The sequence below is a fragment of the Allobosea sp. P4_E12 genome, from assembly GCF_056401655.1.
The window spans coordinates 49,823-75,082 of sequence record NZ_JBFUIY010000007.1 but is presented as its reverse complement, the minus strand read 5'-3'; the positions used below and the strand labels follow the sequence as shown (position 1 = coordinate 75,082).

The 25,260-nt window shown below is 65.1% G+C and carries 27 protein-coding genes and 1 pseudogene; 8 read left to right on the top strand and 20 right to left on the bottom strand.

Annotated features, from left to right (window positions below; translation table 11 throughout):
- Positions 1-11: 11 nt before the first annotated feature.
- Positions 12-1,565 carry a phospholipase D family protein gene (locus tag AC1DW9_RS10855; protein ID WP_441506014.1) on the bottom strand — a complete coding sequence of 518 codons (1,554 nt, stop codon included), beginning with the start codon at positions 1,563-1,565 and terminating at the stop codon, positions 12-14.
- Between the two features lie 284 nt (positions 1,566-1,849).
- Here AC1DW9_RS10855 and AC1DW9_RS10850 point away from each other — a divergent pair, with 284 nt between their 5' ends.
- From AC1DW9_RS10850 to AC1DW9_RS10840, 3 genes and pseudogenes are all read left to right on the top strand, one after another.
- The gene (locus AC1DW9_RS10850; RefSeq protein ID WP_441505963.1) at positions 1,850-2,707 is read left to right on the top strand and encodes an endonuclease/exonuclease/phosphatase family protein; all 858 of its coding nucleotides are present in this window, start codon (positions 1,850-1,852) and stop codon (positions 2,705-2,707) included.
- A gap of 215 nt (positions 2,708-2,922) precedes the next feature.
- Complete coding sequence (locus AC1DW9_RS10845; RefSeq protein WP_441505964.1) at positions 2,923-3,558, top strand: pyridoxamine 5'-phosphate oxidase family protein; 636 nt, start codon at positions 2,923-2,925, stop codon at positions 3,556-3,558.
- A 15-nt stretch (positions 3,559-3,573) separates the two neighbouring features.
- Positions 3,574-3,924 (top strand): annotated as a pseudogene (locus tag AC1DW9_RS10840) (SH3 domain-containing protein); the annotation flags it as partial.
- A gap of 205 nt (positions 3,925-4,129) precedes the next feature.
- Here AC1DW9_RS10840 and AC1DW9_RS10835 read toward each other — a convergent pair.
- The 3 genes from AC1DW9_RS10835 to AC1DW9_RS10825 all read right to left on the bottom strand — a co-directional run bounded on the left by AC1DW9_RS10835 (position 4,130) and on the right by AC1DW9_RS10825 (position 6,471).
- Positions 4,130-4,819 carry an isochorismatase family protein gene (locus tag AC1DW9_RS10835; protein WP_476776243.1) on the bottom strand — a complete coding sequence of 230 codons (690 nt, stop codon included), beginning with the start codon at positions 4,817-4,819 and terminating at the stop codon, positions 4,130-4,132.
- 43 nt (positions 4,820-4,862) lie between these two features.
- Positions 4,863-5,489 (bottom strand): isochorismate family cysteine hydrolase YcaC, encoded by a 627-nt coding sequence (ycaC, locus tag AC1DW9_RS10830; protein ID WP_441505966.1) that lies wholly within the window; start codon positions 5,487-5,489, stop codon positions 4,863-4,865.
- 100 nt (positions 5,490-5,589) lie between these two features.
- Complete coding sequence (locus AC1DW9_RS10825; protein ID WP_441505967.1) at positions 5,590-6,471, bottom strand: pirin family protein; 882 nt, start codon at positions 6,469-6,471, stop codon at positions 5,590-5,592.
- A gap of 125 nt (positions 6,472-6,596) precedes the next feature.
- Between AC1DW9_RS10825 and AC1DW9_RS10820 the strand changes: the two genes are divergently transcribed.
- Positions 6,597-7,535 carry a LysR family transcriptional regulator gene (locus AC1DW9_RS10820; RefSeq protein ID WP_441505968.1) on the top strand — a complete coding sequence of 313 codons (939 nt, stop codon included), beginning with the start codon at positions 6,597-6,599 and terminating at the stop codon, positions 7,533-7,535.
- Positions 7,536-7,556: 21 nt separating this feature from the next.
- On the opposite strand, the gene AC1DW9_RS10815 is transcribed toward AC1DW9_RS10820, so the two are convergent.
- A complete protein-coding gene (locus AC1DW9_RS10815; protein WP_441505969.1) occupies positions 7,557-8,225 on the bottom strand; it encodes a ceramidase domain-containing protein in 669 nt (222 codons plus the stop codon).
- Positions 8,226-8,674: 449 nt separating this feature from the next.
- On the opposite strand from AC1DW9_RS10815, the gene AC1DW9_RS10810 reads away from it, so the two are divergent.
- Together AC1DW9_RS10810 and trmFO are read left to right on the top strand one after the other, a co-directional pair.
- A complete protein-coding gene (locus tag AC1DW9_RS10810) occupies positions 8,675-8,827 on the top strand; it encodes a DUF1127 domain-containing protein (protein WP_113515780.1) in 153 nt (50 codons plus the stop codon).
- 170 nt (positions 8,828-8,997) lie between these two features.
- Positions 8,998-10,410 carry a methylenetetrahydrofolate--tRNA-(uracil(54)-C(5))-methyltransferase (FADH(2)-oxidizing) TrmFO gene (trmFO, locus tag AC1DW9_RS10805; protein WP_476776244.1) on the top strand — a complete coding sequence of 471 codons (1,413 nt, stop codon included), beginning with the start codon at positions 8,998-9,000 and terminating at the stop codon, positions 10,408-10,410.
- A gap of 146 nt (positions 10,411-10,556) precedes the next feature.
- On the opposite strand, the gene AC1DW9_RS10800 is transcribed toward trmFO, so the two are convergent.
- The 5 genes from AC1DW9_RS10800 to yajC all read right to left on the bottom strand — a co-directional run bounded on the left by AC1DW9_RS10800 (position 10,557) and on the right by yajC (position 14,887).
- On the bottom strand, positions 10,557-11,450 hold the full coding sequence (locus AC1DW9_RS10800; protein WP_441505971.1) for a phytoene/squalene synthase family protein: 894 nt from the start codon (positions 11,448-11,450) through the stop codon (positions 10,557-10,559).
- 116 nt (positions 11,451-11,566) lie between these two features.
- Positions 11,567-11,944: an Mth938-like domain-containing protein gene (locus AC1DW9_RS10795; protein ID WP_441505972.1), complete on the bottom strand. Its 378-nt coding sequence runs from the start codon at positions 11,942-11,944 to the stop codon at positions 11,567-11,569.
- A gap of 20 nt (positions 11,945-11,964) precedes the next feature.
- Positions 11,965-12,918 (bottom strand): protein translocase subunit SecF, encoded by a 954-nt coding sequence (secF, locus tag AC1DW9_RS10790; protein ID WP_441489709.1) that lies wholly within the window; start codon positions 12,916-12,918, stop codon positions 11,965-11,967.
- Between the two features lie 28 nt (positions 12,919-12,946).
- Complete coding sequence (gene secD / locus AC1DW9_RS10785; protein WP_441505973.1) at positions 12,947-14,557, bottom strand: protein translocase subunit SecD; 1,611 nt, start codon at positions 14,555-14,557, stop codon at positions 12,947-12,949.
- A gap of 54 nt (positions 14,558-14,611) precedes the next feature.
- Positions 14,612-14,887 carry a preprotein translocase subunit YajC gene (gene yajC / locus AC1DW9_RS10780; protein ID WP_441490031.1) on the bottom strand — a complete coding sequence of 92 codons (276 nt, stop codon included), beginning with the start codon at positions 14,885-14,887 and terminating at the stop codon, positions 14,612-14,614.
- A 383-nt stretch (positions 14,888-15,270) separates the two neighbouring features.
- On the opposite strand from yajC, the gene AC1DW9_RS10775 reads away from it, so the two are divergent.
- Positions 15,271-16,149, top strand: a complete 879-nt coding sequence (locus tag AC1DW9_RS10775; protein WP_441489707.1) for an ATP-binding protein — start codon at positions 15,271-15,273, stop codon at positions 16,147-16,149.
- 308 nt (positions 16,150-16,457) lie between these two features.
- Here the strand turns inward: AC1DW9_RS10775 and AC1DW9_RS10770 are convergent, their stop codons facing one another.
- Positions 16,458-17,657 (bottom strand): peptidoglycan DD-metalloendopeptidase family protein, encoded by a 1,200-nt coding sequence (locus tag AC1DW9_RS10770; RefSeq protein ID WP_476855085.1) that lies wholly within the window; start codon positions 17,655-17,657, stop codon positions 16,458-16,460.
- On the opposite strand from AC1DW9_RS10770, the gene AC1DW9_RS10765 reads away from it, so the two are divergent.
- On the top strand, positions 17,656-17,844 hold the full coding sequence (locus AC1DW9_RS10765) for a hypothetical protein (RefSeq protein ID WP_162768161.1): 189 nt from the start codon (positions 17,656-17,658) through the stop codon (positions 17,842-17,844). The genes AC1DW9_RS10770 and AC1DW9_RS10765 overlap by 2 nt on opposite strands.
- Positions 17,845-17,939: 95 nt before the next feature.
- Here the strand turns inward: AC1DW9_RS10765 and AC1DW9_RS10760 are convergent, their stop codons facing one another.
- From AC1DW9_RS10760 to AC1DW9_RS10720, 9 genes are all read right to left on the bottom strand, one after another.
- Positions 17,940-18,608: a protein-L-isoaspartate O-methyltransferase family protein gene (locus tag AC1DW9_RS10760; protein WP_441489705.1), complete on the bottom strand. Its 669-nt coding sequence runs from the start codon at positions 18,606-18,608 to the stop codon at positions 17,940-17,942.
- Positions 18,609-18,637: 29 nt separating this feature from the next.
- A complete protein-coding gene (surE, locus tag AC1DW9_RS10755; RefSeq protein ID WP_069880263.1) occupies positions 18,638-19,399 on the bottom strand; it encodes a 5'/3'-nucleotidase SurE in 762 nt (253 codons plus the stop codon).
- Positions 19,400-19,403: 4 nt separating this feature from the next.
- On the bottom strand, positions 19,404-20,705 hold the full coding sequence (gene serS, locus AC1DW9_RS10750) for a serine--tRNA ligase (RefSeq protein WP_441505975.1): 1,302 nt from the start codon (positions 20,703-20,705) through the stop codon (positions 19,404-19,406).
- A gap of 52 nt (positions 20,706-20,757) precedes the next feature.
- A complete protein-coding gene (gene tatC, locus AC1DW9_RS10745; RefSeq protein ID WP_441505976.1) occupies positions 20,758-21,573 on the bottom strand; it encodes a twin-arginine translocase subunit TatC in 816 nt (271 codons plus the stop codon).
- A complete protein-coding gene (gene tatB / locus AC1DW9_RS10740) occupies positions 21,570-22,064 on the bottom strand; it encodes a Sec-independent protein translocase protein TatB (RefSeq protein WP_441505977.1) in 495 nt (164 codons plus the stop codon). The genes tatC and tatB overlap by 4 nt, the downstream gene beginning before the upstream one ends.
- A 47-nt stretch (positions 22,065-22,111) precedes the next feature.
- Positions 22,112-22,354 carry a twin-arginine translocase TatA/TatE family subunit gene (locus AC1DW9_RS10735; protein ID WP_043232977.1) on the bottom strand — a complete coding sequence of 81 codons (243 nt, stop codon included), beginning with the start codon at positions 22,352-22,354 and terminating at the stop codon, positions 22,112-22,114.
- A gap of 66 nt (positions 22,355-22,420) precedes the next feature.
- A complete protein-coding gene (locus tag AC1DW9_RS10730) occupies positions 22,421-23,461 on the bottom strand; it encodes an ABC transporter ATP-binding protein (protein ID WP_476776245.1) in 1,041 nt (346 codons plus the stop codon).
- Between the two features lie 219 nt (positions 23,462-23,680).
- Positions 23,681-24,382, bottom strand: a complete 702-nt coding sequence (gene scpB, locus AC1DW9_RS10725; protein ID WP_441506015.1) for an SMC-Scp complex subunit ScpB — start codon at positions 24,380-24,382, stop codon at positions 23,681-23,683.
- A gap of 13 nt (positions 24,383-24,395) precedes the next feature.
- Entirely contained in the window at positions 24,396-25,214 is an 819-nt protein-coding gene (locus AC1DW9_RS10720) for a segregation and condensation protein A (protein WP_441505979.1), read from the bottom strand.
- Between the last annotated feature and the right edge of the window lie 46 nt (positions 25,215-25,260).

Sequence of the window (25,260 nt, the reverse complement as noted above, 5' to 3'; positions counted from 1 at the left end):
CTCTGGCGGATCTATAGCTGCGACTGGATCGGCAAGAGGCCGACGATGAACGCCAGCGCGCGGCGGGACGGGCTTGCATCCGGCTCATGTCCGAGACGCCGCGGCTTGCCGTCGCGCTTGCCGTTCCAGTGCAGGCCGCCATCCTCGAGCGAGAGCTCGTAACTGACTTCAGGCGCCGTATCAGCCCTGAAGAGCTGCCGCATCTCGGCCACCAGTGCGGGTTGTTCGAACAGCACCCCCATCTCGGTGTTCAGCGAGGCCGAGCGCGGGTCAAAATTGAACGAGCCGATGAAGCCGGTCTTCCGATCGACCGTGAATGCCTTTGTGTGGAGGCTGGCGCCGCTCGAGCCGAATACGGAGATCTGCTGCCGGCTCGCATAGCGCTGCAGCTCGTAGAGACGCACGCCTCCTTTCAACAGACGCTCGCGGTACTGGGCATAGGCCCCGTGGACTGCAGCGACATCCGTCGCCGCCAGCGAGTTGGTCAGGATCGCGACATCGACCCCCCTTGCGACCAGACCGCTCAACTGCGCCGTCCCGTCGCTGCCGGGAATGAAATAGGGAGACGTGATCTCGAGCACATCCCGGCTGGCGGCGATGCTGGGCATGAGCGCGCCCAGCAACCAGTTCTCCCGCTTGCCGCCGAAAGCCTTCTCGGGTGGATCCGAAATGATCTTGGCCTCGCGTGCCCAGTGGATCTTCTCGGAGAGATTGAGCGTGTCCGTCAGCGACATGCGCTCGCGGACACGCTCGATATAGGGACGCGCGCGAGCGCTCTTGAGCAGCTTCGCGAGTGCGTTGCGCAAGCGCGCCAGCTTCGGTTGCCGCCAGGTCACCAGGGCATCGATCGGGATCACCACGTCGCTGTTCCAGAAGGCGTCGAAGACAGCTTCCGTCTGCTTCACCGCGGCTCCGACGAGCAGAACGTCGAGGTCTTGGAAGTTGGAGGATTTGGCAGCGGCGAAATATTCATTGCCGATGTTGCGGCCACCGACGATTGCCAGCCGACCATCGCTGATCCAGGCCTTGTTGTGCATCCGCCGCGTCACGGAGACCGCGCGCAGCACCATCTCGATGCCGCGCCGCAAGCCACCGCGCCGAGCCCGGCTCGGATTGAACAGTCTGACCGAGATGTTGGGATGCCCATCGAGCGAGAGATAGGCACCGTCCAGCCCGCGGGTGTTGATGTCGTCGATCAGCAGCCTCACCCGCACGCCACGATCGGCGGCAGCCAACAATTCGTGGGCGAGAAGCAGTCCGGTCAGATCGTTCTTCCAGACATAGTACATAAGGTCGAGGCTGCGCCCGGCACTGCGGGCCGCAACCGCCCTCGCCGCAAAAGCGTCGAGATTTTCAGAGAGCAGCAGGAGGCCGGTTTCGTTCTCGCGCCCGGCGACGAGCTGCGAGAGGATCCTGTCCAGCAGCGTCTCGTCATCGGCGACGGCCAGGGCGCTGGACGGCGGCCCCTTCGCACGCCGGGCGAAATGGCCATAGGAATAGGTTGCGATGGCCGATGCCAGGGCGAGCAGGCCAGCGAATGCAACGATGATCAGGAGCAAGTGCATCATGGTCGAGGAGAGGCCGGGTCGTCGCAGCGAGGAGCCACTAGGGCACTCGCGGCGAAGGTTGGATCCATCTCTCCTCTGCTAGATCTGGACGACAGATGAACGACCGCTTGCCGGACACAGTATCGAGAACAGCCCGGGACAGGTTGAACAGACTGCATTACGAATCGTTCTGTTACAAACAAACCTCTGCCCATCACCCTTCCGCCTAACGCCTCAGGAAACCGTTGTTCATGTTCCGGAAACGTCGGCTCCCGCGGGGGCTCAAATCCCTCGGACCGCTGATGGCCACGGCTTTGCGGCAACAGCGCAAATCCTATTCCAACGGCGATCACCGCGCGAGCCGCGGCAACACGCTGGTCGCCTCCTATAACATCCACAAATGTGTGGGCCGCGACCGGCGTTTCAATCCTTGGCGCACGATGAACGTCATCAAGGAGATCGATGCGGATGTGATCGCGCTGCAGGAAGTCGATCAACGCTTCGGAGAGCGCCTGGGACTGCTCGACCTTCACGCGCTGGAGCGTGAATGCGGGCTCACGGCCGTGCCGCTCCGGGCCACCCGCAACGGGCATGGCTGGCATGGCAATCTGGTGCTGTTCCGAGACGGCGTGGTCGACAGGGTCGAGCAACTCGTGCTGCCGGGTGCCGAGCCTCGCGGCGGCCTGGTCGTCGACCTGACATTGCGCGCCGGTCCGGTACGGATCATTGCCGTGCATCTTGGCCTGCTGCACCGCTCGCGGACGCGCCAGGTCCGGAGCATCCTCGCAGCCTCGGAGCCTCCCGACGGCCGCCCGGTCGTGGTGATGGGCGATTTCAACGAGTGGCGGATCGGCAGGCACTCGTCCCTGCAGGAGCTTCATCCGGATTTTGGACCGCTCGACGGTGCCGTGGCGAGTTTCCCGACGCGCTTTCCGGTCTGGTCGCTCGATCGCATCATCGCCAACCCGCATGATCTGGTTTCGCTCATCGAGGTTCACGACAGCCCTCTCGCCCAGATCGCCTCCGATCATCTGCCGATCAAGGCCGCGCTCAGCCTCGGACAGGCGGCTCGCCCCGAGCGTTCCCCCTCCCCGGGCGTGGTGACGGCTGGCCGGATAGAGCACGCCGCCCAGAGGCAGGGCGTGAAGAGCCCCGTTTGAAGAACGGCTCCGGGGGCTCGCCCGTGACGCCCCGCCCCCTGGACTGAGCAACCATCATCAGCAAGAATCGCCTGTACCGCTGGGTAAGCACCCCCGCCATGCATCCGGGCGCGCCGCCTGCGGTGGCATCATCCGAGATCTGACGCTAGCTTGCACAACAATCGATCGCTTAGCCCGTCACGCGGTTGGCACCATGCAAGGGGCGAGAGGACTTCATGACTGCGACAGCCACCGAGCCGGCAGCGTTGATCGAGGATGCGGTTGAACTGCGGACGCATATCGGCCCGGTCAACCCGATCGCCGACAGCAAGGTGCTGAAGCATCTTGATCAGTTCTGCCGCGACTTTATCGCGCTCTCGCCCTTCCTTGTCATCGCCAGCGGTGACGGTGCAGGTGGTGCCGATGCCAGCCCGCGCGGCGATGCACCCGGCTTCGTCAGGGTCCTAGACGACAGGACATTGCTGATCCCGGACCGGCGTGGCAACAACCGGGTCGACACCTTTGGCAACATCCTCGCGTCGCCCGGCATCGGCCTGATCTTCATGGTGCCCGGCATCAACGAGACCCTGCGGGTGAACGGCCGTGCCAGAGTCACACGCGAGCAGGGCCTGCTGGAACCCTCGACCGTCCAGGAACGCACCCCGGTCACCGGCATGCTGGTCGAGATCGACGAAGCCTATTTCCATTGCGGCAAGGCGTTGATCCGCTCGAAGCTCTGGGACCCCGCGACGCAGGTTCCGCGGCACAGCTTCCCTTCGCTCGGCCGCATCGTGGCTGAACAGACCAAGGCGATCGGAGTGGCGGAAGCCGAAGCGAATCTCGCGGAGGGTTACAAATCGCGACTTTATTAGAGTTCAAGCTGCAGGATGCTTAGGGACAGGCGCCGCTTGATCGTCAAAGTTCGCTCGGCCCTGTTCGCCTGCCTGGTCGGGATCTGCTCGCCTGTCATTCCGGCGAGGTCCGAAGTCGCTGGCCCAGATTTCTGGGCCGTCACCGGCATTGCCGGACATGATGTCCTCGCCCTGCGCGCGGCGCCGAAGCCGTCAGCCGCCAGAACGGGGGTGGTTCCGTCCGACGGCCGGCGGCTGCAGAATCTTGGCTGCACCGGCGTGCCATCTCTGGCGGAATGCCAGCGAATGAGCCCGAAGCAGCAACGGGTGGCTCGGGCGGGGCGATGGTGCAAAGTCCGGTACAACGGCCGCACGGGTTGGGTCCGGGGGAAATTTCTGCGCGAGGCGGCGGTTAAGGCAACGGCCGGGGCTTGCGGTTTTCGGGAAAGCCGCTGCAAACACAGAAAGTTAGATCATCGGACCGGATACGAGATCCGGCCCGATGATAGGGACCGCTCGGCCACCGCCTTGAATGAAGCGGCCGAAGCTGCCGGGCGGGCGCCAAGGGGCACACCACCCGGCGTAGCCGACGTCAGCTGCGCTGCGAGTCGAGCTGCTCCTGGTTCTTCTCAACCTCCTGCGCCTTCGTGTAGCTCTCGATCAGGAGCTGATAGGGCGGGAAGATCCTCGTGTAGACCTCCGCCCATTGCTGGGCGTCGTCGCGATTCCAGGTCTTTTGGAGCTCCGAGGCTACCGCCGCGGTGTCCATCGGCACGACGCCGGCCTGGACGACACGAGCAAGCGTGATCTCCTGCGCCATCTTCGAATAGGTGCCGGACGCGTCGATGACCGCGAAGACCTTGTACCCGTCGGCAACCGCGCTGATGCTCGGGAAAGCCATGCACACGCTGGTGATCGTGCCGGCGATGATCAGCGTCTTGCGCCCGGTCGCTTTCACCGCAGCGACGAAGTCCGGATTGTCCCAGGCATTGATCTCGCCACGACGCGCAACATAGGTCGCATGCGGGGCATTCTGGTGGATCTCCGGTATCAGCGGACCGTTTGGCCCCTGCGGCACCGACGCCGTCGTGATCACCGGCATCTTGCTCAGAGTTGCCATCTTGGCCAACGCGGCTGCATGGGCGCGCAGCGTCGTCATCGGCATGTCTGCGACGGTCTGGAACAGCCCGCTCTGATGGTCGATCAGCAGCATCACGGCATCGTCGGGATCGATGACCGGCCGTTGGCCGTTGAAGTTCGCGATATTCGCAAAGGTGCTCATGGCTATCCTCATGTGATCTGGATTGATGCGGTTGCGAGGCCGGTCACTTCGACGCCTTCACCGCGCTGTAGCTGGAAATCAGATTGCGATAGTCGGGGATGTGGTTGGAGAAGAGCGCCCCCAGGCCTTCGACATCGTTGCGCCAGTCGCGATGCAGCTCGCAGGCGACACCGAACCAGGTCGTCAGCTGCGCCCCGGCTTCCGACATCCGATCCCAGGCCGAGTGCCGGGTGATCTCGTTGAAGGTGCCTGAGGCGTCAGTCACAACGAAGACCTCGTAGCCCTCGGCCAACGCGGAAAGCGCCGGAAATGCCACACAGACCTCGGTCACCACGCCCGCAATGATCAGTTGCTTGCGTCCGGTCGCCTTGACCGCCTTGACGAAATCCTCGTTGTCCCAGGCGTTGATCTGGCCCGGGCGCGGGATATAGGGAGCCGAGGGGAAGATCTCCTTCAGCTCCGGAACCAGAGGTCCGTTCGGCCCATCCTCGAAGCTCGTCGTCAGGATGGTGGGCAGCTTGAAGTATTTGGCGAGGTCGGCGAGCGCCAGGACATTGTTCTTGAACTGATCGGGGCCGATATCGCGAACGAGCGACAGCAGGCCGGCCTGATGGTCGACAAGCAACACCGCAGCATTGTCCTTGTCCAGGCGCGTATAGGGCTTGGTCATTGTCATGATCCTTGCTGGTCTTGTGGTTCCGCTATCGGGGCGGCGATGGCGCCGCCCCTCCAGGAACGGCCCCGGCGCGGACATCCGGAGCCTCCTGTCCTCAGCGCCCGTACGCCGCCTGCGGGATGGCGCCGAACCGGCCGCTCTGGAAATCGATCATCGCCTGACGGATCTCCTCGGCCGTGTTCATGACGAAGGGGCCATGCATGACGACCGGCTCGTCGAACGGCGCGCCGCTGACGATCAGCACCGCGGCATCGCTGTCGGCCTCCAGGGTCACCTCGCCGCCCAGACGGTCGAACAGGATGAACTGTGCTTCCCGCGCCTTGTCCGCGCCATTGATCAGGATGTTGCCGCGCAGGACGACGACGCCGAGGGTGTGGCCTTCCGGAAGGACGAGCGAAGTTGCCCCGTCACGCAGCAGCTGCAGGTCCCAGATATTCATGGGCGTGAACGTATGGGCCGGCCCGACATGTCCCTGGTAATTGCCCGCGATCACCCTGAGCGTACCCGCCCCATCGGGCAGCTTGACCGCAGGGATCTCCTTGTCGAGCAGCGTCTGGTAGCCGGGAGCTGCGCTCTTGTCCTTGGCCGGGAGGTTGACCCAGAGCTGAACCATCTCGAGCGTGCCGCCCTTGCGGGTGAAGGCTTCCGAGTGGAACTCCTCATGCAGGATACCTGACGCGGCCGTCATCCACTGCACGTCGCCAGGGCCAATCAGACCGCCCTTGCCGGTTGAATCGCGATGCTCGACCTCCCCCTGATAGACGATGGTCACCGTCTCGAAGCCGCGATGCGGGTGCGTGCCGACACCACGGGGCTGAGCGGCCGGCGCGAACTGTGCCGGCCCGGCATAGTCGAGCAGCAGGAACGGGCTGACATGCTCGCCCTGACCGGCATGCGAGAACATCGAGCGGACGGGAAAGCCATCCCCGATCCAATGGGGATGCGGGCTGCTGAAGACCCCGAGAACCTTTCTCATTGCGTTTCTCCTTGGGAGCGTTGCAAAGGCGTTGCGTTGGCCAGGAGAATAAGAATGAGACAAAATAGCCGGTAGACGGCATTATCTCGCCAATGTGTCCTATCAGCAGGACAATGGAGCATCCGATGCAGGACCTGAACGATCTCTATTTCTTCGCTCAGGTCGTCGACCATCAGGGTTTCGCCGCGGCAGCCCGGGCGCTGGGAATGCCGCGTTCGCGGCTGAGCCGCCGGCTGGCGCTGCTTGAGGAGCGACTGGGCGTGCGTCTCGTGCAGCGCTCGACGCGGCGCTTCGCCGTCACCGAGATCGGCCGCGAGTATTATCGCCATTGCGTCGCGATGCTGGTCGAGGTCGACGCAGGCCAGGAAGCGATCGAGCGGGCCCGGGCCGCACCTCAGGGCATCGTGCGCGTCGCCTGCCCGTCAGCCGTGCTCTATTTTCAGATCGGCGGCATGGTCGCCCGCTTCCTCGCCGCCTGGCCCAAGGTCGAGGTGCAACTGGAAAGCACCAATCGGCGCGTCGACGTCATTCGCGAAGGCTTCGACATCGCCATCCGGGTTCGTTTCCCGCCACTGGAGGAAAGCGAGCTGGTGATGAAGGTTCTGGCTGAGAGCACCCAGCGGCTGGTCGCCGCGCCCCGCGTGCTGAAAGACCTCGCACGGCCTCTTGTTCCCGCCGACCTCAGCGCATTGCCCAGCCTGTCCTGGGGAGATCCGCATCAGGAGCATGAATGGCGCCTCAGCGGGCCCGGCGGCGCCACGGCGATCATCCGCCACACCCCTCGGCTGGTCACGGAGGACATGGTCGCGCTGCGGCTTGCCGCGCTCGAGGGCGTTGGCGTCGTCCAACTCCCGACCATGGTGGTCCAGGACGACCTGCAAGCGGGAACGTTGGTCGAGGTCCTGCCGCACTGGACGCCGCGGGCCGGCATCATCCACGCCGTTTTTCCGTCGCGACGTGGTCTCCTGCCATCCGTCCGTGCCTTGCTTGATGTCCTGGCCGCCGAATACGCGGTGCTTGACCGGGCTGAGAAGGAGGCCTTCGCCGTCGCGGGCCGGCTGTGATCCCGCAATGCCCGGATCGGATCAATTCGCCGAGGGCCGATCGATCGCCGCACGCAGCAACAGATAGAGCACCATTGCGTTCAGCAGGTGCCAGAGCCAATGCGTGCCGAAGGGGACGCTCTGGCACAGAACCTGGTCCAGCGTGCGCAAGCTGAGCGACAGCGCAAAGACCAAACCGGCGAGGCCGAGCAGACGTGCCGCCGTATCGCCCTCACCGCGCATCCGCACCGCGAACGCGACCCCAAACAGCGCCAGCACGAAGGAGGCATATCCGCCGGAGCCGCGCATGCCGGGCGGCAGCAGCGCGCCGAGCCCCGACACGAGCAGGAAGGACGCAAGCAGGAAGAACAGTGTACCGCCGGCCGCGACCGCTGGCCGCGCCCCCATGAAACGGACGAGAGCCAACCCGAAATAGGAGAACGCGAAGAACTGGATCGGAAGCACATCGGCCAGCAGCGTCCAGCGTTGCGGCATGGTGTGGAACAGGAACGAGCCGATACCGATCATGACGACGAGAGCAATCAGCGCGGCAGCTGGCCAGTCGCGCCGACCCGAGCGCCGATAGAGCAGAAGGCCCGCGATCGCGGCCAGGATGAAGCCGCCATTGCTGAGCGCGTTCATCGGCTCTGCCCAGAAGGCCTGGCTGGCGCGTTCGCAGTAGCCAAAGGACATGATCGCTTGTGACGGCAACAGCAGCTTCTCCAGCGTCAGCCCAGCTTGCCACAGCGCCCCGGCGACGGCGACGCAAGCGCGACATTGCGGCGCAACATAAACCTTGACGCAAAAGCGTGACGACCGCGGAAAACCGGCCCGTTCCGGGCTTTTCCGATTCGAGTCAGGCGCGCATGGCAAACCACTGTATATCGCCCAATTGCGCGCCACACCGGAATCGGCTCCTCGGTAGCGAACCGAAACGGCCTACAATTTAGGCACTCGATGGTGCTTGGTTATTAGTTTCCTACGCAACAGACGCGGGGCGTGGCAAAAATGTAAAGGGCTGGTTAAATCGCCATGCGAAAATCGCATAACGGAACTGATATCCTGCCCCTCCAATTAGCAGCCAGCCTCCCTTATATGCAGTGCACAACGAATTCATCGTTGTCGGGCCAGAAATGACCCGGCACCCAGGAGCCAAACCAATGTTCGTCACCATGATTGCTGCTAAAATCCGCGCCTATCTTCGCTATCGCGAAACCGTCCGTGAGCTCTCGCGTCTGACCGACCGTGAGCTGGACGATCTCGGCCTGTCCCGTTCGGAAATCCAGTACGTCGCCCGTTCGCACGCTGCCTGATTACTGTCCGCGCCTACCGAGATCATAGTTTCTCCTGGACCTGCGTCCTCCCCGCGGTCCGGTCGAAGAGCGAATGCCCGCCTCCTCCCAGGCGGGCATTTTGCGTTTCAGGGCTGCGTCACTGACGCCTCTCTCTTGACCTTCGGCCCGCCTGCGGACACATCGCAGGCATGAGCACGAAACCAGTCCATGTCATCGGCGGCGGCCTCGCCGGTTCTGAAGCCACCTGGCAGATCGCGGAAGCCGGAGTCCCGGTCGTCCTGCACGAGATGCGCCCTGTTCGCGGCACCGACGCGCACAAGACCGAGGGGTTGGCGGAGCTCGTCTGCTCCAACTCCTTCCGCTCGGACGATTCCTCGTCCAACGCCGTCGGCCAACTGCATTGGGAGATGCGCCGGCTCAGCTCACTGATCATGGCCAAGGGCGATGCCCATCAGGTCCCGGCCGGCGGAGCCCTCGCGGTCGACCGCGACGGCTTCTCGCAGGCGATCACCGCCGCATTGGAAGCCCACCCGCTCGTCACCATCGAACGTGGCGAGATCGCCGGTCTGCCACCGGCAGACTGGGACAATGTCATCATCGCGACCGGCCCCCTCACCTCGCCGGCGCTCGCTGACGGGATCAAGTCCCTGACCGGCGAGACCGAACTCGCCTTCTTCGACGCCATCGCCCCGATCGTCCATTTCGACTCGATCGACATGGACCAGGCCTGGTTCCAGTCGCGCTACGACAAGGCCGGCCCCGGCGGCACCGGCGCCGACTACATCAACTGCCCGCTCGACCGCGACCAGTACGAGGCCTTCATCGACGCGCTGCTGGCGGCCGAGAAGACCGAGTTCAAGGAATGGGAGGGCACGCCCTATTTCGATGGCTGCCTGCCGATCGAGGTCATGGCCGAGCGCGGGCGCGAGACGTTGCGCTGGGGGCCCATGAAACCGGTCGGCCTGACCAACAAGCACAACCCGACAGTGAAGGCCTATGCGGTCGTGCAGCTGCGCCAGGACAATGCGCTCGGCACGCTGTTCAACATGACAGGCTTCCAGACCAAGCTGAAATACGGCGAGCAGGCTGCGATCTTCCGGATGATCCCCGGGCTCCAGAATGCCGAATTTGCTCGCCTGGGCGGCATCCACCGCAACACGTATCTCAACTCGCCGAAGCTGCTCTCTCCGTCCCTGCAGCTCAAGGCCGATACGCGCCTTCGCTTCGCCGGACAGATCACCGGCTGCGAAGGCTATGTCGAGAGCGCCGCCATTGGCCTGCTGACCGGACGCATGGCCGCGGCCGAGCGGCTCGGACGCCCGCTCGAACTGCCCCCTGCGACGACGGCGCTTGGCGCATTGGTCAACCACATCACCGGCGGGCACATCGTCACCATCGACGAGGGGCCGCGCTCCTTCCAGCCGATGAACATCAATTTCGGCCTGTTCCCGCATATCGAGGACGCACCCAAGACGGGGCCGGACGGCAAGCGCCTGAAGGGCCCTGCCAAGAGCGTGGCCCGCAAGCAGGCGCTGACGGCCCGCGCGAAGGAGCATCTCGATGTGTGGGCGGGCGCCGCTGCGGCTGAGGCGGCAGAGTAGAGAGCCTTCGGCGTGGGGTAATCCATTCCAACCCTCTCCTTCCGGGAGAGGGTTTTTTCTCGGCCGGCGCGGCGTCCTGCGAATTATTGCTTCGGCCCGAAACGTGGATTGCGATTTTCGGGAACGCCGATGCAAACGCGCGCGAACTAACCCCGCATGGCCTTCCTGGCCGCGCGCCAGAGAATCCATTGCCGCTGCCAGGCCGGCAGCGTGATGATGCTCCGGAACGGGTCGTAGCCGGTGCGCTCCATCTTCCTCAGATAGGACTCGACCAGTGCGACCGGCAGGAAGGCCGGTACGAGCGTAGGCGGAATCGTCTCACGCAGCTCCCGCAGCTTGGCGAGGTGCTTGCGCGCGATCGCCCGGAGTTCCTTCAGACTGTAGAGCACGCCGGGCCCGCCGCGCCCTCGCACGATGTCGTCGCGGATTACGCCGTTTCGGGCGAGAATCTCCGCCGGCACGTAGACCTGGCCAGCCGCCGCATGCCAGGGGAAAGCGCGCAACAATCCGGTCAGCGCATAGGCGACGCCGGCATGGCCGCAAGCCGCCGCGCCACCCGGATCACGCCCCTCGGCCAGGATGATCGACGCAAGCCGGAAGAGCGCGCTTGCCGTTTCGCCGGCATACCCCTCGAGATCGCCGAGAGAGGGCATCGGATCGTCATAGAGATCGAAGATGCGCGCCTCGATCAGCCCGGTCAGCGGCGCGATCGGCAGGCGGTAATGCAGAATGGTGTCGAGCAACGCGGCGGCAACAGGATGCGAATGCACCTCGCCCTTGGCGTCGCCCTCCAGCAGGTCGCGCCACCATTGCAGCCTGACCTCGCCGGGCAGCGGCTCGCTCACCGCGGCGCGAACCCTCGCGATCTCGTGGCTGAAGGCATAGAGCGCGAAAAGACCGGGCCGCACGGCCTCAGGCGCGTACAGACTGGCGATATAGCGATCGTGATCGGCCTCGCGCACCAGCGCGGCACAATGAGCATAAGCCTCCGGCAGGGCCTCGGGCAGCGTCTCGCGGCGATCGTCAGTTCTGGTCGTCATGCGGATCGTCCCGCCCAGGCAGTCGCCTCACAGGCGCGGCCTTGGATCAAGTGTCAGTCTAGGCCAGGCAAGGCCGGGCTGGCTACGCCCCACGAGCATGATCGCCGCGCGCCCTGCTACTCAACCGCGATCAGCGCCGCCGCTACACGCCGGTCTTCGCCGACGAGAACATTGTAGGTCCGCGCCGCAGCCCCCGTCGCCATACCCTCGATGGTGATGCCGACCTCGCGAAAGCGCTCGCGCAAGGCTGCGGGCACGAAGGCGATGTCGTGTCCGGTGCCGATCAGCAGGAAGTCGATCGCATCTGCAGCATCGAGAACGGGCTGGAGGCTCTCGATCGTCACCTCCGCGAAAGACGAGACCGGCCAGATATGGACTCCAGCCGGCAAGGCCAGGATCGAGCCGCGATGGCTCATATCGGCAAACCGGAACCCGCCCGCTCCGAAGGCATCGATCTGATGCCGCCCGGGAACGAAACCTTCAAAGCGTGGCATGATCAGGGCGCTCCGCCCGCTCAGCTCGCCTTCGGCTTGGCTCCGGCCGGAACCTTCTCTTCGACATCCGCATCAAGGCGCCCGGCGCGCACATCGAGATAGAGCAGCACGGGTGTCGAGATGAACATCGCCGAATAGGTGCAGACCACCACGCCGAAGAGCATGACGAGCGCAAAGCCTTCAATCGCCGTGCCGCCGAAGAGCACCAGCGCGATGAGCGAGAGAACGGTCGTCGTGGCGGTCATTGCGGTGCGCGACAGCGTCGAGTTGACCGAGAGGTCGAGCAGTTCCTGGACCGGCATGGTCTTGTAGCGGCGCAGCAATTCGCGCGTGCGGTCGAACACCACCACGGTCTCGTTCAGCGAGTACCCGACGATCGTCAGAATCGCCGCGATCGAGGTCAGGTTGAATTCGAGCTGCGTGATCAGGAAGAAGCCGACGGTCAGCACGATATCGTGCAGGGTGCCGACGATCGCGCCGATCGCGAGCTGCATCTCGAAGCGGAACCAGAGATAGATCAGCACGCCGACAATGGCGAGCACGACGCCGAGCGTTCCGGCCTGGACCAGCTCGCCCGACACGCGCGGACCGACGGTCTCGACCCGACGGAAATCATGCGTACCCGCGAAAGCCTCGCGTGCCTTCGCGACCACGGCCTGCTGGGCCGTTTCGCCGCCGGGCTGCAGCGCAAAGCGCATCGAGATGTCGCCGGCGCTGCCGAATTCCTGGACCTCGACTTCGCCGAAGCCGAAACCATTGGCCGTATGGCGGACCGAGGCGATCTCGGCCTTGCCGGCCTTGGACTGCATCTCGATCAGCGTACCGCCGCGGAAGTCGATGCCGAAATTCAGCCCCACCGTGAGGAAGAGCACCAGGACGAGAATCGAATAGGCCGCCGAGAACGGATAGCTGAAGCGCCGGAAGCGGACGATCTTGAAACGGGTATTGTCGGGAACGATGCGAAGCAGACGCATGCGCGTATCTCCTGTCGGGTCGGCAGCGTCAGAACGGAAGGGCCTTGGGCCGAGCCCAGCGATACCACAGCGCGATCAGCATCCTGGTCAGCGTCACGGCCGTGATCACGGTCGTCAGAATGCCCAGGATGAAGACCACGGCGAAACCGCGCACCGGTCCCGAACCCAGTGAGAACAGCGCAACCGCTGCGATCAGCATGGTGACGTTCGAGTCGATGATCGTCGCAAAGGCTCGTTGGAACCCAGCTTCGAGCGCCGAGACCAATGAGCGGCCCATATGCGATTCCTCGCGCATGCGCTCATAGATCAGCACGTTGGAATCGACCGCCGTGCCAATGGTGAGCACGATGCCGGCGATGCCCGGCAAGGTCATGGTTGCCCCGAGCAACGACATCAGTCCGAAGATCAGGCAGACATGGACGAGCAGCGCCACGCTCGCGATGACCCCGAAGACCCCATAGGTCAGGACCATGTAGAGGATCACGAGCGCGGTCGCGATCAGCGTCGCCATCTTGCCCGCCTGGATCGAGTCCTGACCAAGGCCGGGGCCGACGGTGCGCTCCTCGACGATCGTCATCTTGGCCGGAAGGGCGCCGGCGCGCAGCAGGATCGCCAGGTTGTTCACGGACTCAACCGTGAAATTGCCAGAGATCTGGCCAGAGCCGCCGGTAATCGGCGACTGGATGACCGGGGCCGAGATCACCTTGTTGTCGAGCACGATTGCCAGCGCCCGCCCGAGATTCTCGGTCGTCGCCTGGCCAAAGCGCTGGGCGCCACGGATATTGAAGCGGAAATTGACGATTGGCTGGCTGGTGCGCTGGTCGAAGGCAGGCTGCGCGTCGATCAGGTCTTCGCCCTCCACGATGACCTGACGGCTCACCGGCACAAGCTGACCGCCGGCGTCCTGCGAGGGCAGCATGTCGACATCACCGCTGTTCTGGTCGGCGACCATGCGGAACTGCAGTTTGGCGGTGTCGCCAAGGATGTGCTTCAGCCGTTGCGGGTCCTGCAGGCCCGGCACCTGGACAAGAATGCGATCAAGTCCCTGGCGCTGGATATTTGGTTCGGTGGTGCCGAGCGCGTCGACGCGTCGGCGCAACACTTCCATGGCCTGCTCGACGGCACGACGCACGCGCTCATTGGCCCCTGCCTCTGTCAGCTGGAGCTGAACGAGGCCGTCAGGCTGCTCGGAGACCTCGATCGACTGGGTGCCCGAAGGACCGAAGGCGCCGAGCGTACCGACCGGTTGCGCCAGCTCGCGAAGCTTCGGCATCAGCTTGGCACGGTCGCTTGCCTCCGGCACACGCACCTGCACGCCACGCGCGGTCAGGCCGATACCGCCCTGAAAGGCGATGCGCTCCTCGCGCAGGATGCGCCGCATATCGTCGCGAAGCTGCGTCACCTGCGTCTTGATCAGGTCCGCCCTGTCGATTTCAAGCAGAACATGCGAGCCGCCCTGCAGATCGAGGCCAAGCGTCACGGCATGGATCGGCAGCAGGAACCGCGGAATCCAGGACGGGGCGCCCTGCTCGATCGCCTTTCGGGTCTCGGGCGAAAACAGGTTCGGCAAAGCCAGCCCGCAACCGAAGAGCAGGACGAGGAGAACCGCGATGACCTTGCGGGCCTGGAAACGAAGCATCTGCGTGAACAGCCTTGTTGTCGCGCGCCGACCCTGTCAGGGCCGGGACGCCATTCAGCTCTTGACCGGCTCGCTCTTGGAGCGGACGTCCTGGATCATGCCCTTGACCAGCCGGACGCGAACGCCATCGGCAATCTCGGCCTCGATCTCGCCGTCGTCGATCACCTTCGAGACCTTGGCCACGATACCGCCCGAGGTCACGACCGTGTCACCACGCCGCACGTTCTTGATCATCTCCTGATGCGTCTTCACCCGCTTCTGCTGCGGGCGGATGATCAGGAACCACATGATCACGAAGATCAGCACGAACGGAACGAAGCTCATCAGCATTTCGGGCGTTCCGCCGCCGATACCTTGGGCAAATGCAGGGGTAATCACAAAAAGGCTCCTTCACAGCGGCGGCGCGGGCGCGCCTGCCGTCGATGCGGTTGCGGCTTCTTCAGGTCAAAAATCGCGCGGACTATAGCCAGAGACGCCGTTAAATCAATTGTTGGCGCGGCGACGAACCGACCGCGTCGCTTCACCTATGAGCTTGCCGGCATGCGCGCAATGGCCTTGTCCGATTCAGCTTGGCATATTCCATAGAGTTCGTTCCGAAGAATGGCTGTCATGGCTCTCTGACAGGAAACCCCGAACATTGAGCCGCGCCTCCCCTGGGTCGCCTGGCTCGACGTCTCAGCTTGAACACCGCTCGCGCGATAGGCTTTGTCCCGATGACCACCGGCTCTCCCGATCTGAACCTCGAAACTCTCCTCCGCATCGCCTCGGCGCTGGAGCGCCTCGCGCCGCCGGCGCGAAGGGCAGCGGACCTCACTGCCGCCGACGCCTTCGTCTGGCATCCAGCGGCGGCGGACCTGGCTCCCGTCGCCAGGGTCAACCGGGTCGAACTCTCGCTGCTGCGTGGCGTCGACCGGGTCCGTGACACGCTGGCGGAGAACACCGAGCGCTTCGCCCATGGACTGCCGGCCAACAACGTATTGCTCTGGGGGGCGCGCGGCATGGGCAAGTCGTCGCTGGTCAAGTCCGTCCATGCCGACACCAACAAGCGCCTCGCCGGCAAGGCTCTGCCCCTGAAACTGATCGAGATCCACCGCGAGGACATCGAGAGCCTGCCGGCTCTGATGGCCATGCTGCGGCAGGACAAGCACCGCGCCATCGTCTTCTGCGACGACCTCTCCTTCGATGGCCAGGACACCTCCTACAAGTCGCTCAAAGCGGCGCTGGACGGTGGCGTCGAGGGCCGCCCGGACAATGTCGTATTCTACGCCACCTCGAACCGTCGCCACCTGCTGCCGCGCGACATGATGGAGAACGAGCGCTCGACGGCGATCAACCCCGGCGAGGCCGTCGAGGAGAAGGTCTCGCTCTCGGACCGCTTCGGCCTCTGGCTCGGCTTCCACAAGTGCAGCCAGGACGAGTACCTGGAGATGATCAACGGCTATGTCAGCCATTTCAGCCTGACGATCGCACCCGATGAGCTTCGTCGCGAAGCGCTGGAATGGGCGACCACACGCGGATCGCGTTCGGGGCGCACCGCCTGGCAGTACATCCAGGACCTGGCGGGCCGGCTCGGCCAACGGCTCGACGGCTGAGCCGCGCAAGACCATCGCCGCGGGCGGCATGCCCGCGGCCTGATGGAAATAAGCCGGTGTTCTCCGGTGGATAGACGGCGTTCCGGATTCAATCTGGCAGCGTCGCCAGGCTCGGGCCGGATGTTCGGCGCCATGGGGGCGTAGGCCGAGCCACAGAATGAAAACGGCGGGACGGCCTTTCCTGGGACCGTCCCGCCTTGTTTCGATCAGCGGGGTCTCGCGGGAACTGATCGAAGGTGAATGCTTCTGCGTGTCTCCGGACGGAAGTGAGAGCTCAAACCCTGAGGCGGCGTCAGACCAATTCTGGATCAGTTGTTCAGGTAGGGAACCGGATCGACCGGCGACGATCCCTTGCGCAGCTCGAAATGCAGCTGCGGCGAAGAGACGTTGCCGCTCTGGCCCGATTTGGCGACGACCTGGCCGCGCTTCACCGTCTCGCCGCGCTTCACGTTCAGCTCGCCGTTATGGGCGTAGGCCGAGACGTAGCCGTTCGGATGGCGGATGAGCACGAGATTGCCGTAGCCCTTGAGTTCGCTGCCGGCATAGGCGACGACGCCGCCTTCAGCCGCCTTGATCGGCGTTCCCTCAGGCACGGCGATGTTGATGCCCTCATTTGACCCCTTGCCGCCAAAGCCGGCAATGACACGGCCGCGGGCCGGCCAGCGGAAATCGGCCTTGGCGGAGGCATCCTCCTCCTTCGGCAGGCTTGCGGTGGTCTTGGGATCGGGCGTCGGCTCCGGAGCCGACTTCGGCACGGCGCTGACCTTCTCTTCGGCCGGAGCGCTGGCAACCACGACCGGCTTGGTCTTCGTCGGAGTCGGCGTCGCGACAGGAGCAGGCGTCGGCGCCTTCGCCTCGACCACCGGCTTCGTCTTGGCCTTGGCTTCGGCCTTCACCTTGGCCTCGGCGGCGAATTTGGCGCGGGCGTCACGCATGGCCTGTGCATCGGCCACAGCCTTTGCCTTGGCGTCGGCCGCAGCTTGCGCCTTGGCTTCGGCAGCGGCCTGGGCCTTCGCCTTGGCGTCGACCGGCACCGCAGCGACGCGTGCCGGCACCACAGGCGCACGCGGCGCCGCCACTGGAGCGGGGCCAGGCACGAAACGCGGCGCTTCGGTGCGCGCATCGCTCTGCGGCGACGCCACCTGGGCCATCTGCTGCGGCGCAGCACCACCACCGGCATTGTAGACCGGGATCGTCAGCCGCGAGCCGGGAGCAACGTTCGCGCTCGAAAGCCCGTTCGCCGACATCAGCGCTGAACGCGGCACGCCGTAGCGCGAGGAGAGGACATCGAGCGTTTCGCCCTGGGCGACGACGATCGGCGTGCCACCCTGGGCCGACCAGCCATTGGCGCTACCGACGACAGGCGCCGGAGCTGCGCTACGCAGCGCAACGGCCGATTGCGGCGGCGGCAGGGGCTGGGCGCGGACCGCCCCGACAGACGGAGCCGGCGAAGACATCGGCGCGCTGGCGCTGCGCCCGATCGAGCCGGTCGTTGCCGGATCACGCATGGCAGGCGCCTGCGCGGTCCTGAAGGGATTGCTGAAGGGTGCCTCAGTGAAGCGCATCGTGTCCGACGAACACGCGCTGACACTCAAGGCGAGCGCGCAGACCGTCGACAGGCGAAGGGCAACGCTGGACTTGAATCCGACTTGGCTACGCATGGACAAGATACTCGCGAACAACGCAACTCGATGAAGGGGATTAAAGCCCCGTTCAGGTTACGAAAACGTTTCGCGCGTGCTTTGCCTCTTCACATTTTTGAGCCGGGGCCGGCTTTCTTCAGCCGCGGTTCAGAGTGCCCGGGCCAAGCCCGGGATCAGCGGCGGCAGGCGCAGGACCGGGCCGAGCGCATGATCATAGGCACTGTCATCCGTCCGCGTGACCACCACCCGACGTGATACGCCTTCAACCCTGAGCGCCCCGACCAGCCGCCCGCCGACCGAAAGCCGCGCCAGCAGGGCCTCGGGAACGGAATGGGTGACGCCATTCACCAGGATTCGGTCGAATCGGCCGAGCGTTCGGTCCGGCTGGAAACCGTCAGCGTGCCGGAGATCGACCATTTTTGCGTAGCCGCTGCCGCCGATGCGCTCATGGGCAGCAAGCGCAAGCGTGCGGTAGCGCTCCAGCGAGACCACCTCTCCGCCCATGGCGGCAAGCAGAGCCGAGACATAGCCGGAGCCGGTGCCGACCTCGAGCACACGGGCGGAGGGCTCCATCTCCAGGGCACTGACGAGATTCGCCACCGTATGCGGGGCGGTCATCGTCTGCCCGCAGGCGAGCGGCACGGAAACGTCCTGGCGGGCGAGGTCGGCAAAGCGGGTCGGCGCGAATCGCTCGCGCGAGACCTTTTCCATCGCCCGGAGCACGGCGAGATCGCGCACGCCCCGTGCCCTCAGCGATAGCAGGAATGCGACGGTTCGCTCACCCTCGCTGCCAGGCGCCTCCTCGGCCTCGCTCATCGCCGCCCCCAATTACCCCCGGTTCGGAATCAGGCAAAAACCTGTGCGAATCGGGTCAGCGTCGGCTCATGCGTGAGGTCGAGTTCGAGCGGGGTGATCGAGATCTTCTGCTCGGACAGCGCCCTCAGATCGGTGCCGTTGGCGGGTTCCTTCCGGCTGCGCTGGAAGGCGATCCAGAAATAGGGATTGCCGCGTCCGTCATGGCGGGGCTCGAGCCGCACCAACTCCTGGTCGCGCCGGCCCTGGACCGTCACCGCCACGCCCGCAACCTCGCTCGGCGCGACATTCGGGAAGTTGAGGTTGAACAGCACGCCCTCGGGAATCCCCTCCTCCAGCAGCCGGCGGATGATGCCTGGAGCATGGTGCTCGGCGCAGTCCCAGTGGATCTGGTGCCGCCCGTCCGGCCCGTAGGCCTGGCTGACCGCGATCGACGGGATGCCGAGCAGCGTACCCTCCATCGCCGCTGCGATGGTGCCGGAATAGGTCACGTCCTCGGCGACGTTCTGACCGCGGTTGACACCGGACAGAACGAGGTCGGGTCGCGCATCGAGCATGATCGAGCGCGCCGCCATGATCACGCAATCGGTCGGCGTGCCGGCAACGGCGTAACGCTTGTCCGAGATCTTGCGCTGGCGCAGCGGATTGCTGAGCGAGAGCGAATGCGCGACGCCCGACTGATCCGTCTCGGGCGCCACGACCCAGACATCGTCCGACAGCTGCGCCGCGATGCGCTCCAGCACCGCAAGGCCTTCGGCATGGATGCCGTCATCATTGGTGACTAGGATACGCATGGAGTCAGGCCGCCTTCTCGATGCGGGTTACCCCGCGCATGTAGGGAACCAGTGCGTCGGGTACCGTGATCGAGCCGTCGGCGTTCTGGTAGTTTTCCATCACCGCGATCAGCGCGCGGCCGACCGCCGTGCCCGAGCCGTTGAGGGTGTGCACGAAGAACGGGCCCTTGCCGTCCCGGGTCTTGTAGCGCGCGTTCATGCGCCGGGCCTGGAAATCGCCGCAGACCGAACAGGACGAGATCTCGCGATAGGTCTTCTGCCCCGGCAGCCAGACCTCGATGTCCCAGGTCTTCTGGCTGGCAAAGCCCATATCGCCGGTGCAGAGCGTCATCACCCGATAATGCAGGTCGAGCTTCTTCAGGATCGCCTCCGCCGCGGCGAGCATGCGCTCGTGCTCCTCGCGCGACTTTTCCGGCAGCGTAATCGAGACGAGCTCGACCTTCTCGAACTGGTGCTGGCGCAGCATGCCGCGCGTATCGCGCCCGGCCGAGCCGGCTTCGGCCCTGAAGCAGGGGGTCAACGCGGAATAGCGACGCGGCAACTCCTCCTCGGAGAGGATCGATTCGCGCACGATATTGGTAAGCGGAACTTCGGCAGTGGGGATCAGCCAGTGATCCTCGCCCGCCCGGAACTGATCGTCGCGGAATTTGGGTAGCTGCGCGGTTCCGAACATCGCCTCATCCCGCACCATCAGCGGCGGGTTGACCTCGGTATAGCCGTGCTCCTCGGTATGGGTATCGAGCATGAACTGGCCGATCGCGCGGTTGAGCCGCGCCAGCCGCGCGTTCAACACGACGAAGCGCGAGCCCGAGAGCTTGGCCGCCGTCTCGAAATCCATCTGGCCGAGCGCTTCGCCGAGCTCGAAATGCTCTTTCGGCTGGTTGACGCCAATGAGACGCTTCCCCTCCTCCGGCTTGGTGCCATGGACATGCAGCACGACGTTACCGTGCTCGTCGGCGCCCTCGGGGACATCGGCATTCGGTATGTTGGGGATCGCCGCGAGCTGTTCGCTCAGCGCTTCGACGGCCGCCTTCTCCTCCGCTTCGAGCGCCGGCTGAGCGTTCTTCAGCGCCGCAACCTCAGCCTTCAGCTTGTCGGCAAGCGCGACGTCCTTCGCGCCCATCGCCTTGCCGATCTCCTTGGAGAGCGCATTGCGGCGTTCCTGCGTGGCCTGCGCCTTGGCGATGGCCGAACGACGGGAATCGTCGAGCACAAGCAGCGAGGACGAGAGCGGCGCAAGGCCCCGCCGTTTCAGCCCGGTATCGAACGCCTCGGCGTTCTCGCGAATCCATTTGATGTCGTACATCGCTGCTCAACCTATCGCGCATCCCAATCGATGCGCGCGAGCCGCGATCGGATCAGGCGTCGCCTGCTTCCTCGGCCGCTTTCGCAGCCTGCCGCTTCTTCTCGACATAGCGCACCGAGAACACCGAAAGCTCGTAGAGGAGCAGCATCGGCACGGCAAGCATGAGCTGGGAGATCACATCCGGCGGCGTCAGCACGGCGGCGACCACGAAGACGAAGACGATGGCGTAGCGCCGCTTGTCCTTGAGGAAGGCCGAATCGATAATTCCGGCTTGCCCGAGCAGGGTCAGGATCACCGGCAGCTGGAACGAGATGCCGAAAGCGAAGATCAGCGTCATGATCAGCGAGAGATACTCACTGACCTTCGGCAAGAGCGCGATACCGGCCTGCCCGTCCGTCGCCGCCTGCTGCATGCCGATCGAGAACTTCATCAGCACGGGCATGGCGAAGAAGAAGACCAGCGCGGCGCCGAGGCAGAAGAAGATCGGCGTCGCGGCCAGATAGGGCGCGAAGGCCTGTTTCTCGTTCTTGTAGAGGCCCGGCGCCACGAATTTGTAGACCTGCGTGGCGATCACCGGAAAAGCGAAGAAACCGGCGCCGAATGCCGCCACCTTGATATGGGTGAAGAGCAGCTCGAGCGGGCCGGTATAGATCAGCTGCGCGTTGCCGTTCGGCCCGGCAGCCCAGACATAGGGCTGCACCAGCACGTTGTAGATCTGCGTCGAGAACGCGAAGCAGATGAAGAACATGATCAGGAAGGCGATCAGCGACTTGATCAGCCGCGCCCTCAGCTCGATCAGGTGCTCGATCAGCGGTGCGCGCGAGGCCTCGATGTCGTCCTCGCCTTCCCTCGGGTTGGCGACGCTCATGCCGGGCTCCCTTCATCCGGCTCACTGACCTTGGCCTTTTTCGTCGAAGCGCGCTTGCGCGGCGCCTTCGGCTTGACCTCGGGTTCAGGCTCCGGTTCCGCGATCGGCGCGGGCTCTATGACGATTTCGGGCAAGGGCTCGGGCCCCGGCAAGGCCGCGAGCGTAGCCTCCGCTTCCTTCAGCGCCGCGTCGTCGCGGACACCGGAGGCGGGTGTGCTGAAATCGTCCTTGATCGGATCGATCGGTTTGAAATCGGTATTGAGCGCGCTCTGCACCGAACCACCGACATCCTCGACCTGCTTCTTCAGATCGTCCAGTTCAGCTTCGCGCATCGCGTCGTTGAACTGGGTCTGAAACTCGCCGGCCATACGGCGAATCTTGCCGATCGCCTGCCCGGCGGTCCGCATGGCTTTCGGCAGATCCTTGGGGCCGATCACGACGAGCGCAACCGCCCCGATCAGCATCAATTCGCTCCAGGCGATGTCGAACATCGACGGCTCGTCCTCTCAACCCCTCGCCGCTCGCTGGCGGCGCGGCGTCAGGCCTTGTGTTCGGCCTTCGCCGTGGCGGAATTGGCAGGCTGCGCGTGATCGATGATCTTCGGGTCAGCCGTGGTCGCAGCAGGCGGCGGCGTGGTCGGCTCGTCTTCGGCCATGCCCTTCTTGAACGACTTGATACCCTTGGCGACGTCGCCCATCAGTTCGGAAACCTTGCCGCGCCCGAACAACAGCATCACGATGACGCCGACGACGATCCAGTGCCAGATACTGACGCCACCCATGGCAAACTCCTCCGAATTCCAGTGCGGCGCAGGCTCCCCACCCGCGCCAAGTGCTTGTGCCGGAACCTATGTGTCCCCCGAGGCGAACACAAGAACTTCGTCCGACTGAATATCGATACCGATGTCCTCGCCTTCCCGGATCGAGCCCGGCAGCGAGACCCGTCCGACCAGCGGCTTTTCAAGCCCGCCGACGGCCAGCAGCAAATGGTCGACCTCACCCAGAAAGCGCCGCATCACCACGCGCCCCGGCAGGCAGAACCCCTTTGGCACCAGCCTGATCGCATGCGGCCTGACGCAGACCACGGCCTCCTGCCCATCGGCAAGGCCCGGTGCCGCAAATCTCCCGACCGGCGTCTCCACCGCGCCACGCTCGGCTATGCCGCTGATCTCGGTAAAATCGCAGAAAAATCGGGCCGCAAAGAGGCTGACGGGCCTCCGGTAGAGCTCCTCGCCAGTCCCGATCTGGACGATCCGCCCCGATCGCATCAGCACGATCCGATCGGCGATCCGCATCGCATCCTCGGGATCGTGCGTGACGATGATCGAGGTCGCCCCGGTTTCCTGCAGCAATGCGGCGGTTTCGTCCCGCACCACATCGCGCAAGCGCCGGTCGAGATTGGAGAAGGGCTCGTCCATCAGGAGCACGCCGGGGCGCGGCGCCACCGCTCGCGCCAGCGCCACGCGCTGCTGCTCGCCGCCTGAAAGCATATGTGGATAAGCCTCGGCCAGATCCGCCAGGCCGACACGGGCAATGGCACGCAGCGCCGTCGCCTTCGCCGAGGCATCGTCATAGCCGCGCAGGCCGAAGCGGACATTCTCGAGCACGTTGAGATGCGGGAACAGCGCGTAATCCTGGAAGACCAGACCAACGCCGCGCTTCTCCGGCTCGACGAAGGCGTCGGGAGCCGAAACGTCCTGACCTTCGAGCAGCACTTTGCCCGAGCTGGGCCGTTCGACGCCCGCCGCGAGGCGGAGCAGCGTCGTCTTGCCGCAGCCCGATTGCCCGAGCAGAGCCACGATTTCACCCGGCGCGATCGCGAGCGTCACGTCCTCGAGCGCCGTCACATCACCGAAGCGCTGGGTGACGCCTTCGAAGGCGAGCGACATTGGAATGGCCGCGCCCGCTGTCCCGCGCCTGCCCCAACTCAGCCACCGCGCCACGCCCTCGCTACGCGCCAAAGAATGCTCCATCGAAACCACGCGTCAGCCCGGCGAAGCGCGGCTGAGAACCGGCGTCCATGCCGAACCTCGGTCGCAAGCGCGCGGCCATGGACCCATGGATCCCTGCGGTCGCCCGGGACGACAATCAGGGACTGTCCCCCGATTTCACTCGTCCGGGGTGTGGGGCGGCCCGTCGCCGTCGTCAAGCGGGGTAAAGAGGTCCCCAAGCGGATCCTCATCCTCCTGCAGGTCGAGACCATCATCGGGGATCGGCACGGTCAGGTCCTTCGAGAGCCGCCCCTCGATGAAGCCCGAGCCCTTCAGTTCGTCCAGGCCAGGGAGGTCGTCGATGCGGTCGAGCCCGAAATGATCAAGGAAGCCCGGCGTCGTGCCGTAGGTCACAGGCCGGCCCGGCGTCCGACGCCGCCCGCGCAGCCTGACCCACCCGGCTTCGAGCAGGATGTCGAGCGTACCTTTGGCGGTGGCAACGCCCCGGATCTCCTCGATCTCGGCCCGTGTCACCGGTTGATGATAGGCAATGATCGCCAACACCTCGAGCGCCGCCCGCGACAACTTGCGCGGCGGCTCCGCCTCGGCCGCCAGCAGGTAGCCGAGGTCCGGTGCGGTCCGAAACGCCCATTTTCCGGCGACCTGCCGCAAATTGACGCCACGCGTCGCGTAGATGTCTGTGAGTCGGGCAAGGAGCTGCCGTACGGCGACGCCGGACGGCACGGAATGGCGGAGTTCCTCTTCCGAGAGCGGTGCAGCCGATGCGAAGAGCAGCGCCTCGACGATGCGCAGCGACTGGGCGAAGAGCTGCGCCTCGCTCCCCACGTCATCGTCGATCCGCTCAGGCGCCGCAGACATCGTCACCGAGCCATCATAGCGGCAGGGTCGGCGGCCGCGCCGAGCGCCGCCGGATATAGAGCGGCGTGAAGGCACCATCCTGGCGCAGATCGAGAATTCCCTCGCGCACCATCTCCAGCATGGCAGACAGCGCGGAGGCACGAACGGTCGCGCGCATTTCGCTTTGCGGCAGCCCGTGGCTCGCCATGTAGCGGGTCAGGTAGGGGTCGATCGCCGTCCAGTCCGCCGCCTCGCCGACCAGTCGCTGCAGGACCTCCCGCGCCTCGACCAGGGACCAGACCATGCGATGCCCGACGGAGATATGGCTTTGCGCCCGCTTCTGGCGCTGCTGGCCATAGGCCGAGAGCAGATCGTAGAGTTCGGCCTCCCAGACCGGGCGGGCGCCGGCAACGATCGGCTCCGGCGCACCACGGGCGAAGACGTCCTGTCCCAGCCTTTCCCGGGACGCCAGCCGCCGCGCCGCCGCGCGGATCGCCTCCAGCCGGCGCAACCGCAAAGCCAGCGCCGTCGCCAGATCCGCGGCACTCGGCCCCTCGCCCTTCGGTGGTTCGGGCAAAAGCAACCGCGACTTCAGATAGGCGAGCCAGGCCGCCATCACGAGATAGTCAGCGGCAAGCTCAAGCCTGAGCGCCCTCGCCTGCTCGACGAAGGCTAGATACTGCTCGGCAAGCGCCAGGATCGAGATGCGGTGCAGATCGACTTTTTGCCGCCGGGCCAGGTCGAGCAGCAGGTCGAGCGGGCCTTCATAGCCGTCGACATCGACGAGCAGCGCCGGCTCGCCGTCAGTGCGTGCCGGCCTGGCCTCGTCCTCGAACGGCAGTTCGGCGTCCATTCCCGCCGCATCCCCAAGCTGTCACCCCTGAGAACGCAGGTTCCGA

What these genes read in the sequence shown, in the direction of transcription:
- AC1DW9_RS10720 (WP_441505979.1), bottom strand. Translation starts at nt 25,214, where the DNA reads ATGGACGCCGAACTGCCGTTCGAGGACGAGGCCAGGCCGGCACGCACT.
- serS (WP_441505975.1), bottom strand. Translation starts at nt 20,705, where the DNA reads ATGTACGACATCAAATGGATTCGCGAGAACGCCGAGGCGTTCGATACC.
- AC1DW9_RS10800 (WP_441505971.1), bottom strand. Translation starts at nt 11,450, where the DNA reads ATGACGACCAGAACTGACGATCGCCGCGAGACGCTGCCCGAGGCCCTG.
- yajC (WP_441490031.1), bottom strand. Translation starts at nt 14,887, where the DNA reads ATGCTGATGAGCTTCGTTCCGTTCGTGCTGATCTTCGTGATCATGTGG.
- AC1DW9_RS10825 (WP_441505967.1), bottom strand. Translation starts at nt 6,471, where the DNA reads ATGAGAAAGGTTCTCGGGGTCTTCAGCAGCCCGCATCCCCATTGGATC.
- AC1DW9_RS10775 (WP_441489707.1), top strand. Translation starts at nt 15,271, where the DNA reads ATGACCACCGGCTCTCCCGATCTGAACCTCGAAACTCTCCTCCGCATC.
- AC1DW9_RS10795 (WP_441505972.1), bottom strand. Translation starts at nt 11,944, where the DNA reads ATGCCACGCTTTGAAGGTTTCGTTCCCGGGCGGCATCAGATCGATGCC.
- AC1DW9_RS10810 (WP_113515780.1), top strand. Translation starts at nt 8,675, where the DNA reads ATGTTCGTCACCATGATTGCTGCTAAAATCCGCGCCTATCTTCGCTAT.
- tatC (WP_441505976.1), bottom strand. Translation starts at nt 21,573, where the DNA reads ATGAGCGTCGCCAACCCGAGGGAAGGCGAGGACGACATCGAGGCCTCG.
- trmFO (WP_476776244.1), top strand. Translation starts at nt 8,998, where the DNA reads ATGAGCACGAAACCAGTCCATGTCATCGGCGGCGGCCTCGCCGGTTCT.
- ycaC (WP_441505966.1), bottom strand. Translation starts at nt 5,489, where the DNA reads ATGACCAAGCCCTATACGCGCCTGGACAAGGACAATGCTGCGGTGTTG.
- tatB (WP_441505977.1), bottom strand. Translation starts at nt 22,064, where the DNA reads ATGTTCGACATCGCCTGGAGCGAATTGATGCTGATCGGGGCGGTTGCG.
- secD (WP_441505973.1), bottom strand. Translation starts at nt 14,557, where the DNA reads ATGCTTCGTTTCCAGGCCCGCAAGGTCATCGCGGTTCTCCTCGTCCTG.
- AC1DW9_RS10770 (WP_476855085.1), bottom strand. Translation starts at nt 17,657, where the DNA reads ATGCGTGATCCGGCAACGACCGGCTCGATCGGGCGCAGCGCCAGCGCG.
- secF (WP_441489709.1), bottom strand. Translation starts at nt 12,918, where the DNA reads ATGCGTCTGCTTCGCATCGTTCCCGACAATACCCGTTTCAAGATCGTC.
- AC1DW9_RS10845 (WP_441505964.1), top strand. Translation starts at nt 2,923, where the DNA reads ATGACTGCGACAGCCACCGAGCCGGCAGCGTTGATCGAGGATGCGGTT.
- AC1DW9_RS10730 (WP_476776245.1), bottom strand. Translation starts at nt 23,461, where the DNA reads ATGTCGCTCGCCTTCGAAGGCGTCACCCAGCGCTTCGGTGATGTGACG.
- AC1DW9_RS10835 (WP_476776243.1), bottom strand. Translation starts at nt 4,819, where the DNA reads ATGAGCACCTTTGCGAATATCGCGAACTTCAACGGCCAACGGCCGGTC.
- AC1DW9_RS10850 (WP_441505963.1), top strand. Translation starts at nt 1,850, where the DNA reads ATGGCCACGGCTTTGCGGCAACAGCGCAAATCCTATTCCAACGGCGAT.
- scpB (WP_441506015.1), bottom strand. Translation starts at nt 24,382, where the DNA reads ATGTCTGCGGCGCCTGAGCGGATCGACGATGACGTGGGGAGCGAGGCG.
- AC1DW9_RS10765 (WP_162768161.1), top strand. Translation starts at nt 17,656, where the DNA reads ATGGCAGGCGCCTGCGCGGTCCTGAAGGGATTGCTGAAGGGTGCCTCA.
- AC1DW9_RS10760 (WP_441489705.1), bottom strand. Translation starts at nt 18,608, where the DNA reads ATGAGCGAGGCCGAGGAGGCGCCTGGCAGCGAGGGTGAGCGAACCGTC.
- AC1DW9_RS10735 (WP_043232977.1), bottom strand. Translation starts at nt 22,354, where the DNA reads ATGGGTGGCGTCAGTATCTGGCACTGGATCGTCGTCGGCGTCATCGTG.
- AC1DW9_RS10820 (WP_441505968.1), top strand. Translation starts at nt 6,597, where the DNA reads ATGCAGGACCTGAACGATCTCTATTTCTTCGCTCAGGTCGTCGACCAT.
- surE (WP_069880263.1), bottom strand. Translation starts at nt 19,399, where the DNA reads ATGCGTATCCTAGTCACCAATGATGACGGCATCCATGCCGAAGGCCTT.
- AC1DW9_RS10855 (WP_441506014.1), bottom strand. Translation starts at nt 1,565, where the DNA reads ATGCACTTGCTCCTGATCATCGTTGCATTCGCTGGCCTGCTCGCCCTG.